The organism is Bifidobacterium saguinibicoloris (genome assembly GCF_019331725.1).
Classification (GTDB): Bacteria; Actinomycetota; Actinomycetes; order Actinomycetales; family Bifidobacteriaceae; genus Bifidobacterium; species Bifidobacterium saguinibicoloris.
On the sequence record NZ_JAHBBF010000023.1, the window covers coordinates 16168 to 31201 of the forward strand.

Consider the following 15034-nt stretch of genomic DNA (forward strand, 5'->3'; position numbering starts at 1 on the left):
GACGTTTCCTCCGCATTCCTTGCTGTGTGCGCGGTTCCCGCACGATTCCGCCGCGAAACAGCCTACCGTACGCCCTCTACCCGGGTGCACGGCGTCTCAGCACGAAGGCGCTCGGGCGCATACGGGCTCATCGCCGCATGCGCTGCTCCAATTTCATGATGAGCATGGGCGCGAAGGGCTGCAGCCTGCCGTTTCTGCCTTCCTGCAACGTACGCAGCCTGCTCGCACATTCCTGACGGAAGTCCTTGTCACAGCCATGCTGCTCGAACCAGTCGTAGAGCTCCTGCAACGCCCATTCCCGTTCCTCCTTCAACCACCGGTAGTTGAGGTTCAACGTATCGTTGAGGTCCTTGTCGATGTCGGGATCGCTCGATGCGATGGTCGCGTCGGACGGCTTATAACTGATCGTCGCGATATGGTCCGCGCGCCGAGGGTCGACGGTCAATCGTTGGTTGCCCCGACTCTGGTCGCAGGTCGTTTTGCCTTTGGTGCGCTTCCGATTGGTATCGGGTTGCGTCATAGGAGATGCCATGCCGACGGCAGAATCGTCACTCCCCGTCTTTCTCTTCTCGCCCTTCTTATCCTTGGCGTCCTTCTGGTACTTGCCGTCGCAGACCGCGAACAAGTTGTCGTAGTCCAACGAGAACTTGTCAAGGTCGCTTTGAGAATACTCGGGATATGGCAGTTTGTATTGCTTCCCCTCCTCCTTGGCTTTCGCTGCCGCCTGATAATCCTGATGCCGGGGGATGTAGTGCTCGTTATGAAGCTTGCGCGATACGCCAGGTTTCGGCTTGGTGTCGATGCGCCTCATGCAGTAGGCGCACAACCATCCTTGGTCAGCTCCCAGATGCTCCGAGAGGATGCCGACCAGAGACGACGCCTCCTTTACCTTGCCAAGGGAGTCATACTGCACGGCCACATGATTGGCGGGATCCTTCAGCACACGCTTCGCCGCGGCGATGGCATCGCTCGGGGCGATTCCCTTCTTTTTGTCGATGTACAGCATCAGTCGCTCACATCATCGGAGTAGAAGAAGTACTTGGACCGGGCCTTGCTGAGATCAGGGCTATCCGCGTCAATCTCCTGTGCCAGCTTCGCCAATGTCGCCTTGGCTCCGGCATAATCGCCGCCGTCCAGCTGGTCGCCGAACCTGTCGAACAGCTTCTGCACCGTCTCCGGCCTGTCCGGCGCGTCCATCACGTGACGGAGCACCACGCTTGTGTCGCTGCCGTAGGTCTCGTTGGACGGCATGACCGCCCGATACGTTCCTTCGCCCTCTCCGTCATGCTTGATGATGCGCAGCTCCTCGGCCCTCACGGTGGAGATCACCAACGGCGAGTGCGTGGTGACGATGAACTGGATCTGCGGGAACAGCGTCGTCAACACGTCCAGAATCCGCTCCTGCCACTTCGGATGCAGGTGCAGATCCACTTCGTCGATGAGCACCACGCCGGGGGTGACTTTGATGGCGTCCTTGCCGAAGAACGGGTTCAGTTGGGCCATGCGGCGGGCGATGTCCGCCACCATGCCGATGACAGCACGATAGCCATCGCTCAAAGTCTCGAACGGCTGGTCCTTGAGGCGCATACCGTCAGGCGCGGTATAACTCACCAGCAGGCGGCCGTCATCGAAATCGATGCCGGCGTCCTCAATGCCGGCCAGCAGCCTTAGGCTCTCGGCAATCGTGTGCCGCACCGCCTGGAATTCGGGGATCTCGATTTTCTTACGGTATTCGCGGGCAGTCATGCTCTCGAACCATGCCGACATCTGTTTGATGCTGACTTCATGATCCAGACACCCGTCATACCCGTTGAACCGGGTACGGGCCTGAAGGTACGCGGTGGAATGCGTCGCCCACTTCTGACGGTCCCGCGGCCACAGCCGGTCGGTGCCATAGCATGCAATCAGCGGCAGGTGGATGTTCGCTGTCTCGCGTACCTTCTGCTGATCGCGATCGCCGATGTCCACCATCGACTTGGCACCGGATACCGTGGTCGTCCCCCGCTCGCTGTGCTTCTCACGCCGCCACGTCAGATGGTCGTGGCCCATGACGTCGCCGGTCGCCTCAATCGTCACGGGGAACCGCTGCTGGAATTCCTCGGTCGATGTGTCCGGGGCCGTCACCACCGACCAACGTACGTCATCCTTCAGGATGGACGGCGCCTTGACGTCCGGAAACTTCACCAGATACGTGCCCAACGCGACGACGGCAGCATCCACGATTGCCGTCTTGCCGGAACCATTGTCGCCGACGAGTACCGCCAGCTGACCGGGTCGCCGACGCGACGACGTCTCGACACCGTCACCGCCGTCGGCATCCGATTCCGCACCCGCCGGCATGAAATCGACTGTCAGATCCTCGAACTTGCGATAGTTGTGCACCCTCAAGCTGCGCAGCAGCATATCGCCGCGGAACCTCGCATCATTTTCGGTAGCTTCCATCGCCCACCCCGCCATTCCTTACAAAGCAATGCCACTGATTCTATCGCAGGGCGGGCGGCCGAACCGGCGATACGAAACATCCGGACACGCATGTCGGCGTCCGATTCCATGGAATCGGACGCCGACATGAGTCTGCGGGGCTCCCGCCCCTCGGGACCGCTACTTCAGCGCCTTGCCGGCGGAACCGAGCTGCTCGCAGGCCTCCACCACGCGCGCGGCCATGGACGCCTCGGCCTTCTTGCCCCAGGAGCGCGGATCGTAGAACTTCTTCTTGCCGACCTCGCCGTCCACCTTGAGCACCGAGCTGTAATGCTCGAACATGTGCCCGGCGATGGCGCGTGTGAACGCGTACTGCGTGTCCGTATCGATGTTCATCTTCACCACGCCGTGGCTCACCGCCTCGGCGATCTCCTCCGGCGTGGAGCCGGAACCGCCGTGGAACACGAGTTCGAACGGCTTGCCGGCGGGGAAATCCACGATGCCGGCGGCGGAGGGCACACGCCCGTCCACCACGGCCTCGGCCACCTCGCGCTGAATGTCGCCGAGCAGGTCTGGACGCAGTTTGACGACGCCCGGCTTGTATGCGCCGTGCACGTTGCCGAACGTGAACGCCGCCATGTAGCGGCCGCGCTCCCCCAGGCCGAGACGCTGCGCGACCTTCACGCCGTCGGCCGGCGTGGAGTACAGTTTCTCGTCGATTTCGGCCGACTGTCCGTCCTCTTCGCCGCCGACGGCGCCGATTTCGATCTCGAGGATGGTGTGTGCGGCCTGCGACTTGTCGAGCAGCTCCTCGGCGATGGCGAGGTTCTCGTCGAGCGGCACGGTGGAGCCGTCCCACATGTGCGATTGGAACGTGGGTTCGTGGCCGTGCGCCACCTCGTCGGCCTCGTGCGCGAGCAGCGGGCGCACCCATTCGTCGAGGTACTGCTTGGCGCAATGGTCGGTGTGGAGGGCCACGGTGATGTTCGGATACTTCTTCGCCACCTCGTGCGCGAACGCGGCGAACGCCAGGGATCCGGTGACGCGGTCCTGCACCGCCTGTCCGGACAGGTACGCCGCGGAACCCACCGACACTTGGATGATGCCGTCCGATTCGGCTTCCGCAAAGCCCTGGAGGGCGGCGTTCAGGGTCTGGGTACTGGTCACGTTGATGGCGGGGTAGGCGTATCCGCCGCGACGGGCGGCGTCCAGCATTTCGGCATAGCGTTCCGGTGTTGCGATGGTCATGCGGCCATTATCCTCCGGGCGAATGACTTCATCCGCCGTTCACTTTCCGCCGTGTCACCCGTGTCCGTCGCGCACGATTCACCGTCCCGACGCGATTCACGCCGTCGCCCGCCCGAGGCCGCCCCTACAATGAGACAGGATCGCAGGCCACCGCAGCCCGCGGAACGGAATCGGCGTGCGGCGGAACCGCCGCACGCGGGATATGAGGACAGGACGATGAGCAGGAAGAAGCGGAAGCAACCGAACATCACACGCAAGCCGGTCTCCCCGACGAACCGGGGCGCGGGGAAGCCCACGGGCAATACGTCCGGAACACTGTCGGAGGATCCGGAGGAGCTGACGTTCGGGGACGCGGCGCACGTGTCGGAACGGTTCCGCAACCGCAATCGGAAGGCGGAGGAGAAGGCGCGCGCCAAAGCCGAAGAGCAGGCACGCGAGGAAGCCGAACGGGAGAGGCACGAACGCGAACAGGCGCAGCTGGAGGTCGAACGCCGCGAACGTGAGGACGAACGACGTCACGTCATCGAAGAGGAGTCGCTCGACGACTTCGCCGAGGACACGGATGGCGGCGCGACGTCCGACGGCGGCCGCACGGCGTCCCGCGGCGCGGCTCCGGCCGTGACACGGCCGGAATGCGACCGGACGGCCGAAACCATCGCCCTGAACCTCGACGGCCTGCACGGACTGGGCACGACCGGACTGGCCGCGGCGCCGAAACGCAAGCGCATCTGGCTGCGCGCACTCGTCGGACTGCTCGTGGCGGCGCTCGTCGCCGGAAGCGGCGCCGGCGGCTGGTGGATGTGGGAGAACCGCTGGCGTCCCATCGACGTCACCGTGAACGGCGCCACCGTACGCGCCAACGTACACACCACGCTCGCCCAACTCATCGCACGCAACGACAGCTTCGGCAAGAAACCCGGGCGCCTGCTCGCCGTCGACGGTTCCGTGCTCGACAAGACCGGCGGCAGGGCCGTCGCCGCCACCATCGGCGGACAGGCCATCGCCCCACGCGACAGGGACGCCGTGATCGTGCCGGAACACGCGGACATCACCGTCGCCTCCGGCAAGGACGTGACCGAAGCGCATACGGTGAAGAAGACCACCGTGCCGTTCGGCACGAACATCAACATCAAAGGCGGCGCCATCCAAGTGCGCACGCAGGCCGGCAAGGACGGCGAACGCGAGACGTGGACCGGCAAGCGGTCCGGCAAGACCGCCGACAAGGGCGTCACCGTGAAACCGGTCGACATGGTCGTCACCTCCTACAACCCGCGGCCGGAAGGCAAGAAGGTCATCGCGCTGACCTTCGACGACGGTCCGAGCCAATACAGCGCGCCGATGCTCGACATCCTCAAGGACAAGGGCGTCAAGGCCACGTTCTTCGACCTGGGACAGCAGTCGTCGGAATTCGCCGACGCGGAGAAACGCATGGTGGCGGAAGGCCATCAGGTGGCGTCGCACAGCTTCGACCATCCGAACATGCCGAAGCTCAGCCGCGACGCGCTGCGCGACAACATCACCAAGGGATTCACGGCGATGAAGCAGGCGTCCGGCGTGGACACCACGGTGTTCCGCTCGCCATACGGCGCGTTCGGCGACCAGCAGTGGAAGGACGCCGGCGACCTCATCGGCATGAACGTGCTGTGGACCATCGACACGGAGGATTGGAAGCGGCCCGGCGCGGACGCCATCCACGACGCGGTGCTCAACAACGCGTACGACGGCGCGATCGTGCTCATGCACGACGGCGGCGGCGACCGCGCGCAGGACATCGAGGCGCTGCCGCGCATCATCGACGACCTCAAGGGGCAGGGTTACGAGTTCGTGACCATCCAGCAGCTCATCGACATGAGTCCGAAGCCCGGGGAGTGACGTCGGGCGCGGACGAGTGGGGACGGGGCGTGAGGACGCGGAATCCGGAATGACCCTGCGAAATGCAAAGGAGCCGTTGGATTCCAACGGCTCCCAGTGGAGCGGATGACGGGAGTCGAACCCGCCTTTAAAGCTTGGGAAGCTTTCGTTCTACCGATGAACTACATCCGCGAAAGTGCGTCTTTTGGACGCGAGGCACGAGTATAGCACGGGACCGGTCTGTGGCCGGCGGCGTCTCACTACTCGAGCTTTGCGGGCCGGACGGGCCGGACGAAACAATCGGACCAGCCGGAACCGGCCGGAATCAGACGAAGCAATCGGATTCAGAACCGCACCTGAGGGGCAGAACCGGCGCCGAACACCTGCTGCGCATGCATCTCACGCGACATCTGCATGAGACGCGCGATGCGGTCCTCGGTAGGCGGGTGCGTGGAGAACAGCTTCGCGAAACCGACCGACGAGAACGGGTTCGCGATCATCATGGCGGACACGGACTGGGTGCCGGCGGTCTTGCGCATCGGCGTGGTCTGCGCACCATACGTGATCTTGTTGAGCGCGGAGGCGAGCGCCTCCGGATCGCCGGTGAGCCGGCTGCCGTCCTCGTCGGCGTCGTATTCTCGTGTGCGGGAGATGGCCAGCTGGATGAGCGACGCGGCGATGGGCGCGAGGATGATGCTGAACAGCACGCCGATAAGGCCGAGACCGCCGGAGGAGTTGTCGCGCTCGTCGCGTGAGGTGCCACCGCCGAAATACATGAGCGAGTAGCCGAGATATGTGATGACCGTGGCCATGGCGGAGGCGACGGCGGACGTGAGGATGTCGTGGTTGTACACGTGCATGAGCTCGTGGCCGAGCACGCCGCGGATCTCCCGTTCGTTGAGAATCCTGAGGATGCCCTGCGTGCAGCAGACCGCCGCATGACGTTCATTGCGGCCGGTGGCGAACGCGTTCGGACTCATCGTGGGAGCCACATAGATGCGGGGCATGGGTTTGCCCGCTCTGGCGGACAGTTCCCGGACGATCCGGTACAACGTAGGCGCCTCCGCCTCGCTGACCTCGCGTGCACCCATGGAGGCGATGGCGAGTTTGTCGGAGAACCAATAGGAGAAGAAGGTGGTACCGAGCCCGATGATGATATAGATGCCGAGCGTCTGCTGGCGAGCGCCCGTGGCCCACCAGACCAGCATGATGACGCCCCACATCAACCCAAACAAAAGGGTCGTCTTCAGGCCATTGAAGTGGCCGTGCACGCGCAAATTGCCATCCATAAGGCACACAGTAAATTCACGAGCTGAGTTTTAGCTGGGCATATGCCGGAAGGGTGCGGACGGAGGAGGGCGGGATGCGGACGGAGGAGGAGACGCGGGCCGCCGCGTCCGAACCTATAGAATCGGACGAAATGGAAGGACCGTACAAGGCCGCGGCATCCGAACCTATAGAATCGGACGCGGAAAAGGGGATACACGGGGGGTGGCAACGCCCGAACCTATAGAATCGGACGCGGAAAAGGGGACACACGGGGGTGGCAACGCCCGAACCTACAGAACCGGACGAAACCCGGCGACTCAGCCCGCTCCCCACGTCCGAACCTACAGAATCGGACGCGGAAAAGGGGACACACAGGGGTGGCAACGCCCGAACCTACAGAACCGGACGAAACGGGGTCTCCCGATCCGCCCTTTTCGTCCGAAGCTATAGAATCGGACGAAACGGAAGGACCGTACAAGGCCGCGGCATCCGAACCTATAGAATCGGGCGCGGAAAAGAGGACACACGGAGCGGCAACGCCCAAACCTACAGAATCGGACGAAACCACGGGCGTCAATCGGACATCCAGCACCAATCGAAACAACAGCAGGCTCCCCTCGGACGAGGGGAGCCTGCCAATCCAATCGGCCGGCAATCAGTCGACAATCAGTCGACAATCCGCCGCAGTCGAATCGCCTCATCGACGCAACGAAACGGCGAAACGAAACCAGTCGACGAAACGACGGATCGCGTCACTCGGCGTGGGCGAGCTCACGCATCTGGGCGGGCTCGATGACCTTCTTGTGCTCGCGTCCCTCCTTCGCGCCCTCGGCGCGCTCGAAGGCGTCGACCTTCTTCCAGCCGGCGAAGTCGATCGGCTTGACGCCGCGCTCGGCCAGCAGACGGTCGATGGACTCGGGGTCGCGGTCGGCCGCCACGCGACCGCCCTCGGCGGCCTTGGCCAGATCCTCGAGCATGTTCGTCACGATCGCGAGCGCATCGGACTTGGTCGAACCAATCAGGCCGACCGGGCCACGCTTGGCCCAACCGGTGGCGTACAGACGCTCGCGCACCTCACCGCCTTCGGCGGACGTGGTGATGCGGCCGTCGCCGTTCGCGTTGGCGAGGTGCGCGCCGTGCTCGTCGTACGCGATGCCGGGCGCCTCAGCCGGCTGGTAACCGATCGCGTGGTACACGGCCTCGACCGGGTAGTCGGTGAACTCGCCGGTGCGGTGCATCTTGCCGTCGGCGCCGGTCTCGGTGCGCTCGACGCGGATCGCCTTGACCTTGCCGTCCTCGCCGAGGATCTCGGTGGGCGCGGAGTTGAAGTGGACGTAGTACTTGCGGTCGGCCGGGTTGCCCTCGTAGTCGACGTCGCCGTCGTCCTCCATGTCCTCGGCCATCTCGCGGATGGCGAACAGCTCCTCGACCATCTGACGGGTGAGCTTGTCCTTGCCGGCGACCTCGATGGTGTCGTCGTCCAGTTCGAAGTCGTCCTCGTTGATGATGAGCTGCACGCCGGGCAGCTTCTCCATCTCGCGCAGCTCCTGCACGCTGAACTTCGCCTGGGCCACGCCGCGGCGGATGAACAGGTGCAGCACCTTGGCCTTGTTGTTCTGGATGCCTTCGTAGACGTTGTCCGGAATGTCGGTCTTGGCCTTGAGGTCGTCGGCGTTGCGCATGAGCTCGCGCGCGACGTCCATCGCGACGTTGCCGCCGCCGATCACGGCGACGTTTTCAGCCTCGAGCGGCCATTCGCGGGCGCCCGTGGGGTAGCCGTCGTACCATTCGACGAACTTGGCGGCGCCGTATACGCCGTCGAGGTCGGCGCCGGGGATGCGCAGCGGCTTGTCCTTGACAGCGCCGGTGGCGAACAGCACGGCGTCGTAGCGGGCGAGCAGGTCGTCGAGGGTGACGTCCTTGCCGAACTCCACGTCGCAGTACAGGTGGATGTCCGGGTTGTCGAGGGTCTTCTCGAGTGCGGAGGCGATGAACTTGATGGACGGGTGGTCGGGGGCCACGCCGTAGCGGACCAGGCCGAACGGCACGGGCAGCTTCTCGAACAGGTCGATGCGGGCCTTCGTGCCGAGGCCCAGCTCCTCGCCGAGCTTCTTGAGCTGACGGAGGAAGATGTCGGAGGAGTAGACGCCGGCCGGGCCAGCGCCGATCACGGCGATGCGAAGCTCGTTCGCGGACGCGGTGTTTGCAGTGGTATTCGAAGATTCAGTCACGCGTTACAGGGTATCTCAGACCCGCGAATCGCGGAAGAGTGATTCCTCGGGCTTTTCAGCGTCGGACGATGGAGCTCACTCCTGGCGGTATGGCGACACTGCGGTATGGCGCACAGCGGTATGGCGGCACGGCGGCACCACACCATTCCTCAGCGAAACAACCCGTCCGCACCCCCGGACCGCTTCGCCAAACCCCTCCCCAGCGAAACAACCCGTCGCAAACCGGACGACCCACACCGCAACACAGCCTCCCAGCGAAACGAATCGGACACGGCATATCCGATCCGTTTCGCAAGGAGGCCGAACAACCACTCACTCCCAATCGAGCACGGCGGTCAAGGCCCACAGGATACTCACCACATCGATGCCCTCCTGCAGGAATGCGCCAACGACCACCGGGATGAGGTCGAACGCGGCCGCGATCATGCCGACAAGCGCGAGCGCCAGTCCCAACACGACCGCCTGCAGCATGATGCGCTTCGTGCGACGGGCGATGCCAATCGCACGCGGCACGGCGTCGAGCCGGTCGTTCATGATGACGACCTGCGCCGATTCGGATGCGGCGGTGGAGGTGCCATCGGTCATGGCCACACCGATGCCGGCCGCGGCGAGCACGGGCGCGTCGTTCACGCCGTCGCCCACCATCATCGTGACGCCGCTGTTCCGTGTGACGCCGCTGTTTCTCGTGACGCCGCCGTTCCTCGTGACGCCGCCGTTCCTCGTGACGCCGCCGTCGGAGGAAGCGTCACGGACCGCGGCGACCTTGTCTTCGGGGAACAGTTCGGCGTGGACCTCGTCGATGCCGACCTCGCGCGCGATGACCGAGGCGGAGGAACGCTTGTCGCCGGTGAGCATCGTGAGCCTGGCGACGCCGAGCTCATGCAACCGCGCAAGCGTCGCCTTCGCGTCCGCACGCGGCACGTCACGCAGGACGATTCGGGCGACGAGACGCCCGTCCACCGCCACATAGGAGGCCATTTCGTCCGGAGCCAGCACGCCGAACCGCGCGCGGGACCGCTGACCACGGCAGGCGTCTTCAGCCCCGGTTCCAGTGCCGGCAGCATTCCCGACCGGCGTCTCAGAGCCTTCCCCGGCCTGCATGCGCCGAACCTCCGCTTCTGCGGATACTCCAATCCCGGCGCCGGACCCGACGCCAGCCCCAACGACAGGCACAGCCGCGGAGGAACCCACAGGCATGAAACCGTCGTCGCCGGCGGCCGCAAAGGAGAGCCGCCCCACGCGCACCCGATGCCCGTTGACTTCGGCCGCGATACCCTTGCCGGGCTCCTCGTGGACGCCAGTCACGACCGGATAGTCACGCCCATATCCGTCATGCGCCGCACCCGCTCCTTCCGGACACTCCCGACGACCGTCCGCATACCGGGCGCGCAAACGTCCAAGCGCCTCATGCCCGGCCACCGCGATGCCCTTGGCGAGCACGTGCACGGAGTAGCTTTCGACCACGCCGGCGAACATGAGCACGTGGTCCTCATCCAAGGGCATGCGGCCATCCCCTGCGTTCGTTCCTATAGAAACGGACGTATCAGTGTCCCTACCAGACACCTCAACACCCGTTCCTATAGAAACGGACGAACCAGCAACCCCAGCAGGCACCTCAACACCCGTTCCTATAGAAACGGACGGCATGACGCCCCTCACGGACGCATTATCGACCGAATCCGCAGAATCGGACGCAACAGCAGCGTTATCGGCCACACCCGCGTCCGTTCCTATAGAAACGGATGTCCCGGAAAACGCACCGGCACCCACCGCACCGGCACCACCCAACGGCATATCCACCATCTCGACGCGCACGACCTGCGGCTGCTTGACGGTCAACGTACCGGTCTTGTCGAAGAACACCTGCGTGACGCGCCCCAGCTGTTCGATGACGTCCTGCGTCTTGATGAGCACGCCGGCGGCGGCGAGACGCGACGTGCCGGCGATGTATGCGACGGGCGCGGCGATGAGCAGCGGGCAGGGCGTGGCGAGCACAAGCACCTGCGCGAACCGCAGCGGCGTGCCGGCGACCGCCCATGCCACGCCTGCGATGAGCAGCGCGAGCACGGTGAACGGCACGGCGAGCCTGTCGGCGGTGCGCACCACGGCCGGGCGCGATTCCTGCGCCTGGTTCACCATCGTGAGGATGCGCTGGTATTGCGAGTCGGCGGCGAGTTCGGTGGCGCGCATGGCGAGCGTGGTGGAGCCGTTGACCGCGCCGGACATGACGCGCGCGCCGGCGTACACTTCGCGCGGCACGGGTTCGCCGTTGATGGCGCTCAGGTCGAGCGTGGCCGATCCGGACAGCAGTTCGCCGTCGACGGGCACGGTTTCGCCGGGCAGCACGATGATGACGTCACCGACGCGCACCTGGTCGACGGGCACGGTGTCGAACCGCGCGTCCGCGTTCGGGCGCACGCGCGCGTCGGCGCGGGCGACGGCCGAGTCGCAGGCTTCGGCGTCGCGTCCGGTGAGTACGCACACGTCGTTCCGCCCATCCGCATTCCGTCCGACGCTCGTCACGTCGCCCGACCCGCCCACGTTCCGCTTGTCCGCGTTCCGCCCGTCCTCGCCCGCGCGTCCGGCGTCGCCGACGCGAGACGCCGCGACGTGGCGGAAGCCGTCGTCGCTACGGATCGGCGCGATGTTGCGGGCGGCGCGAGGTGCGCCATCGCCAGCGACAGCGCCCGCGGCGGCGGCCGCGGCGGAGACTCCGTCGGCCCCGGAAACGCCCGCGGCCGGACGCACGGCGGCCGATTCGCCGCGGGACGCCCGTCCCGATCCCCCGCCCACGCCGGGCAGGTTCGCGACGTGCGCGGTGCGCGGCGCCGCGTCGAGCAGCATGGTGAGGCTGTGTTCCGCCTTCGATTGCGCGTATTCCTCGATGGCCTCGCCGGAGGTGACCATGAGGACGACGGCCCAGCCCGCCCAGTATTCGCCCACGCCGATGGTGGACAGCATGGCGAGCACGGCGAGCAGGTCGATGCCGACCTGTCCGTGACGGATGTCGTCGATCATGCCGATGACGGTGCCGACGACGGTGTACGCGACGAGCGCGATGACAAGCCATTGGCCAATCGACGGCGTCGCCAACGCCGTGGCGACGTGCGCACCGACACGTGCGACGGCGTCCATTGCGCCCGCCATCGCAGCCGCTCCGCCCGTGGCCCACGGGCGGACATTCCACAGCAGAGCGACGGGAATCGCGGAGAGGATGACGACCGGCAGCATGGGCACGCGTCGGCACAGGTCGAGGACGACCGCGAGGATGCTGCGATGCGGGGCGTCGGGGACATGGGCGTCCGGAGTCTTGGAAACGTTGTAATCCGCGGTGACATGCGGCGTGGCGGAGGGGACCGGCCGTGTGCCGGAACCGTTGGGGGATGCGATGAGGCTGCTCATCCGCTGCTCCTTACGTTGGTACGGGCCGGGCGTGCCGCTTTGCTGCGTCCGGCTGGCATCGGCCTTCCGAAGGGTGGCAAAACGTGGCGCACGGCAGGTGCGGTCACGCCTTGTTAACCCATCGGCGGCATCGGATGCGGAGAGAAGGATTGCGGATTCCGAAGCGCGCGGACCACCATGGGCGGCCCGGGAGCCGATCGGCCACGGCCGATTTTCGGAGCCTGCGATTCCCCGCGTGATGCATCGCTCGATACACGGCGTAAAGAATCGGTATTCGGTTATTGCGCTGTCACTCTATCAGCGAGGCGAAGACATCGCAAACCCCGTGATGCCGTCGGCCTCGGCCGGCCCGTGAGGGTGCTGAACAGGCAGAAACCGCCTCATCAGCGTTTCCGGCTCATTCAGTTGGCCCTTGAAGCCTTCCGTTGGTAACGCACCCCGCCACCATGGCGAGCGTCCAATATGAAAATGGCGGTATGCCACGGTTCCCCGGCAATGTTCGGACTTGCATGAAGCCGCCGCTCTCCCCGACGTTACCAATGGAACCGCTCAGGAACCAATTGAAGGCGGGCCTCCTCGATTCCGAGAAAGCCCGCCTTCATGACGTTGGCCCGGGGCCGGATCCAGGCCCCGGATTGAAACGGGCCGGCGGCCGATGCCGCAGGGCAGCGCCCTCGCGACGGATGTCCGCCGGCCCCTAGCGACCGCGTCGGGTCACCACATGTTGAACGGGAATCCGTTGTTGCCGGAGCCGTCGGAACCGGAACCATCGGAGCCGTCGGAACCGGAGCCAGAACCGTCGCTGCCGTCGGAGCCCGAACCGTTGCTGGACTCGGAGCGGTTGGAGCCGTTGACCTTGTCCTCCTGCTGGTCGAGCGTGACGTCGACGTCCATGGTCTTGCCGTCGCGGACGATGGTGAGCGTCGCCTTGTCGCCGAGGGCGGCGGCGCGCACGAAGCCGAGGAGCGAGGCATTGCTGCTCACCGCGTTGCCGTTGAACGCGACGATGGTGTCACCCTCCTTCAGACCGGCCTTGTCGGCCGGGGAGCCGGAGACCACGGCGGAACCGGAGGAACCCTTGGTGATCTTCGCGCCGGCGCGGGTCACGCCGTCGGCCGTGACCGTGTCGGACGTGATGGTGATGCCGAGTGCCACGTGCTTGACGGAGCCGTTCTTGATGATCTCGTTGGCGACGCGCTTGACGAGGTTCGAGGGGATGGCGAAGCCGATGCCGATGGAGCCTGCGGTGCTGTTCGAAGAGGAGCTGGAGGTGGAGGCGATCGAGGAGTTGATGCCGATGACCTGGCCGGCCGCGTTGAAGGTCGGACCGCCGGAGTTGCCGGGGTTGATGGCCGCGTCGATCTGGACGGCGTTGGTGACGATGTCGTTGTTGTTGTCGTCCATCACGGTGACCGGGCGGTTCAGCGCGGACACGATGCCGGAGGTGGCGGTGTCGTCGTAGCCGAGCGGGTTGCCGACGGCCATGATGTTCTCACCGACGGCGAGCTTGTCGGAATCGGCGAATTCGACGGCCTTGAGGTCGCTCGGCGGGTTGTCGAGCTTGATGACCGCGAGATCGGTGGTGGTGTCGGTGCCGACGACCTGCGCGGAGTACATCTGGCCGTTGGAGAGCGTCACCTGGATCTGCTGGGCGCCGGAGATCACGTGGTTGTTGGTCACGATGTGGCCTTCGGTGTCGAGGATGGCGCCGGAGCCCTGGGCGCTGCCGTTGGACAGCTGAGTCTGGATGGAGACCACGGAGCCGGAGACCTCCTTGGCGACGGCCTGCCAATCCGGGGCGTCGCCGGACTTCGCGGTGGCGGAGCCGGAGCCGGACGTGCTGGAGTCCACACTGGACAGGGAGCTGGTGGTGGGCACCTTGACCAGGCCGCTGGTGATGGCGCCGTAGCCGACGCCGAGGCACAGGACGGCGCTCACCAGCGCCGCCATGACGCCGATGACCACGCCGCGCACGGTGCTGGAGGACTGCTTCGCGGCCACGGGTGCGTTGGGGTCGAACGCGCCCGGCTGACCCGGCTGGCCCGGCTGGCCGTAGAACGGATTGGACGGGCCGGACGGCGGGAACTGGCCGTTGCCGGCAGCACCGGCCTCACCGGGCTGGCGCTGGGTCTGCGGGGCTCCCGCGGTAAACGGGTTGCCGGTGGTGTACGGGTTGCGGTCCTGACCGGGCTGCTGCTGGCCGGACTCTTGGCCGGCAGCTGCGGGCTGCGTGGGCACGGGGCCGTACGCGCCGTATTCCGGCGCGGGCTTGTACTGGCCGTAGGCAGGCTGAGCGGGTTGGGCGTTCTGACCGCTCTGGGAGCCGGAGGCGTTCGGCTCGGCGGAGACGACAGTCTGCTCGCCCTTGGCGGAAGCGTAGTCGGGCGCGATCTCGCCGCTGTTCGCAGACGATGCGGCCGGGGGCTCAGAAGCCACCGGGCCGGCCGCGGTGTTGCCGGCCTGCGCGGTGGGGAAGGTCTGGGTGGGGGCGGCCGCGACGTCCGCCGCATGCTGCACGCCCTGAATGGCGGAGGGGTCGATGGTTTCGGTGGGCTGTTCGCCGTTCACCGGAGCGGCGATGGGGTCGATGTGCTGCGTCGGTGCGCCGTATT

General features: G+C 65.8%; 8 protein-coding genes and 1 tRNA gene. 1 reads left to right on the forward strand and 8 read right to left on the reverse strand.

The window, feature by feature from the left end:
• Nucleotides 1-127: 127 nt before the first annotated feature.
• From KIH78_RS10170 to fbaA, 3 genes are all read right to left on the reverse strand, one after another.
• Nucleotides 128-1006, reverse strand: a complete 879-nt coding sequence (locus KIH78_RS10170; RefSeq protein WP_219132256.1) for an HNH endonuclease family protein — start codon at nt 1004-1006, stop codon at nt 128-130.
• The gene (locus KIH78_RS10175; protein ID WP_219132257.1) at nt 1006-2442 is read right to left on the reverse strand and encodes an AAA family ATPase; all 1437 of its coding nucleotides are present in this window, start codon (nt 2440-2442) and stop codon (nt 1006-1008) included. The genes KIH78_RS10170 and KIH78_RS10175 overlap by 1 nt, the downstream gene beginning before the upstream one ends.
• Nucleotides 2443-2601: 159 nt before the next feature.
• Nucleotides 2602-3669, reverse strand: a complete 1068-nt coding sequence (fbaA, locus tag KIH78_RS10180) for a class II fructose-bisphosphate aldolase (RefSeq protein WP_219132258.1) — start codon at nt 3667-3669, stop codon at nt 2602-2604.
• 216 nt (nt 3670-3885) lie between these two features.
• On the opposite strand from fbaA, the gene KIH78_RS10690 reads away from it, so the two are divergent.
• Nucleotides 3886-5541: a polysaccharide deacetylase family protein gene (locus KIH78_RS10690; protein ID WP_236034585.1), complete on the forward strand. Its 1656-nt coding sequence runs from the start codon at nt 3886-3888 to the stop codon at nt 5539-5541.
• A 97-nt stretch (nt 5542-5638) separates the two neighbouring features.
• Here KIH78_RS10690 and KIH78_RS10190 read toward each other — a convergent pair.
• The 5 genes from KIH78_RS10190 to KIH78_RS10215 form a co-directional block, all read right to left on the reverse strand.
• Nucleotides 5639-5712 (reverse strand) — tRNA-Gly (locus tag KIH78_RS10190).
• A gap of 152 nt (nt 5713-5864) precedes the next feature.
• The gene (htpX, locus tag KIH78_RS10195) at nt 5865-6809 is read right to left on the reverse strand and encodes a zinc metalloprotease HtpX (protein ID WP_219132259.1); all 945 of its coding nucleotides are present in this window, start codon (nt 6807-6809) and stop codon (nt 5865-5867) included.
• A gap of 732 nt (nt 6810-7541) precedes the next feature.
• Complete coding sequence (locus KIH78_RS10200) at nt 7542-9020, reverse strand: FAD-dependent oxidoreductase (RefSeq protein WP_219132260.1); 1479 nt, start codon at nt 9018-9020, stop codon at nt 7542-7544.
• Nucleotides 9021-9332: 312 nt separating this feature from the next.
• Complete coding sequence (locus tag KIH78_RS10205; RefSeq protein WP_420830160.1) at nt 9333-11927, reverse strand: HAD-IC family P-type ATPase; 2595 nt, start codon at nt 11925-11927, stop codon at nt 9333-9335.
• A gap of 1209 nt (nt 11928-13136) precedes the next feature.
• Complete coding sequence (locus tag KIH78_RS10215) at nt 13137-14963, reverse strand: trypsin-like peptidase domain-containing protein (protein ID WP_420830161.1); 1827 nt, start codon at nt 14961-14963, stop codon at nt 13137-13139.
• Nucleotides 14964-15034 lie beyond the last annotated feature (71 nt).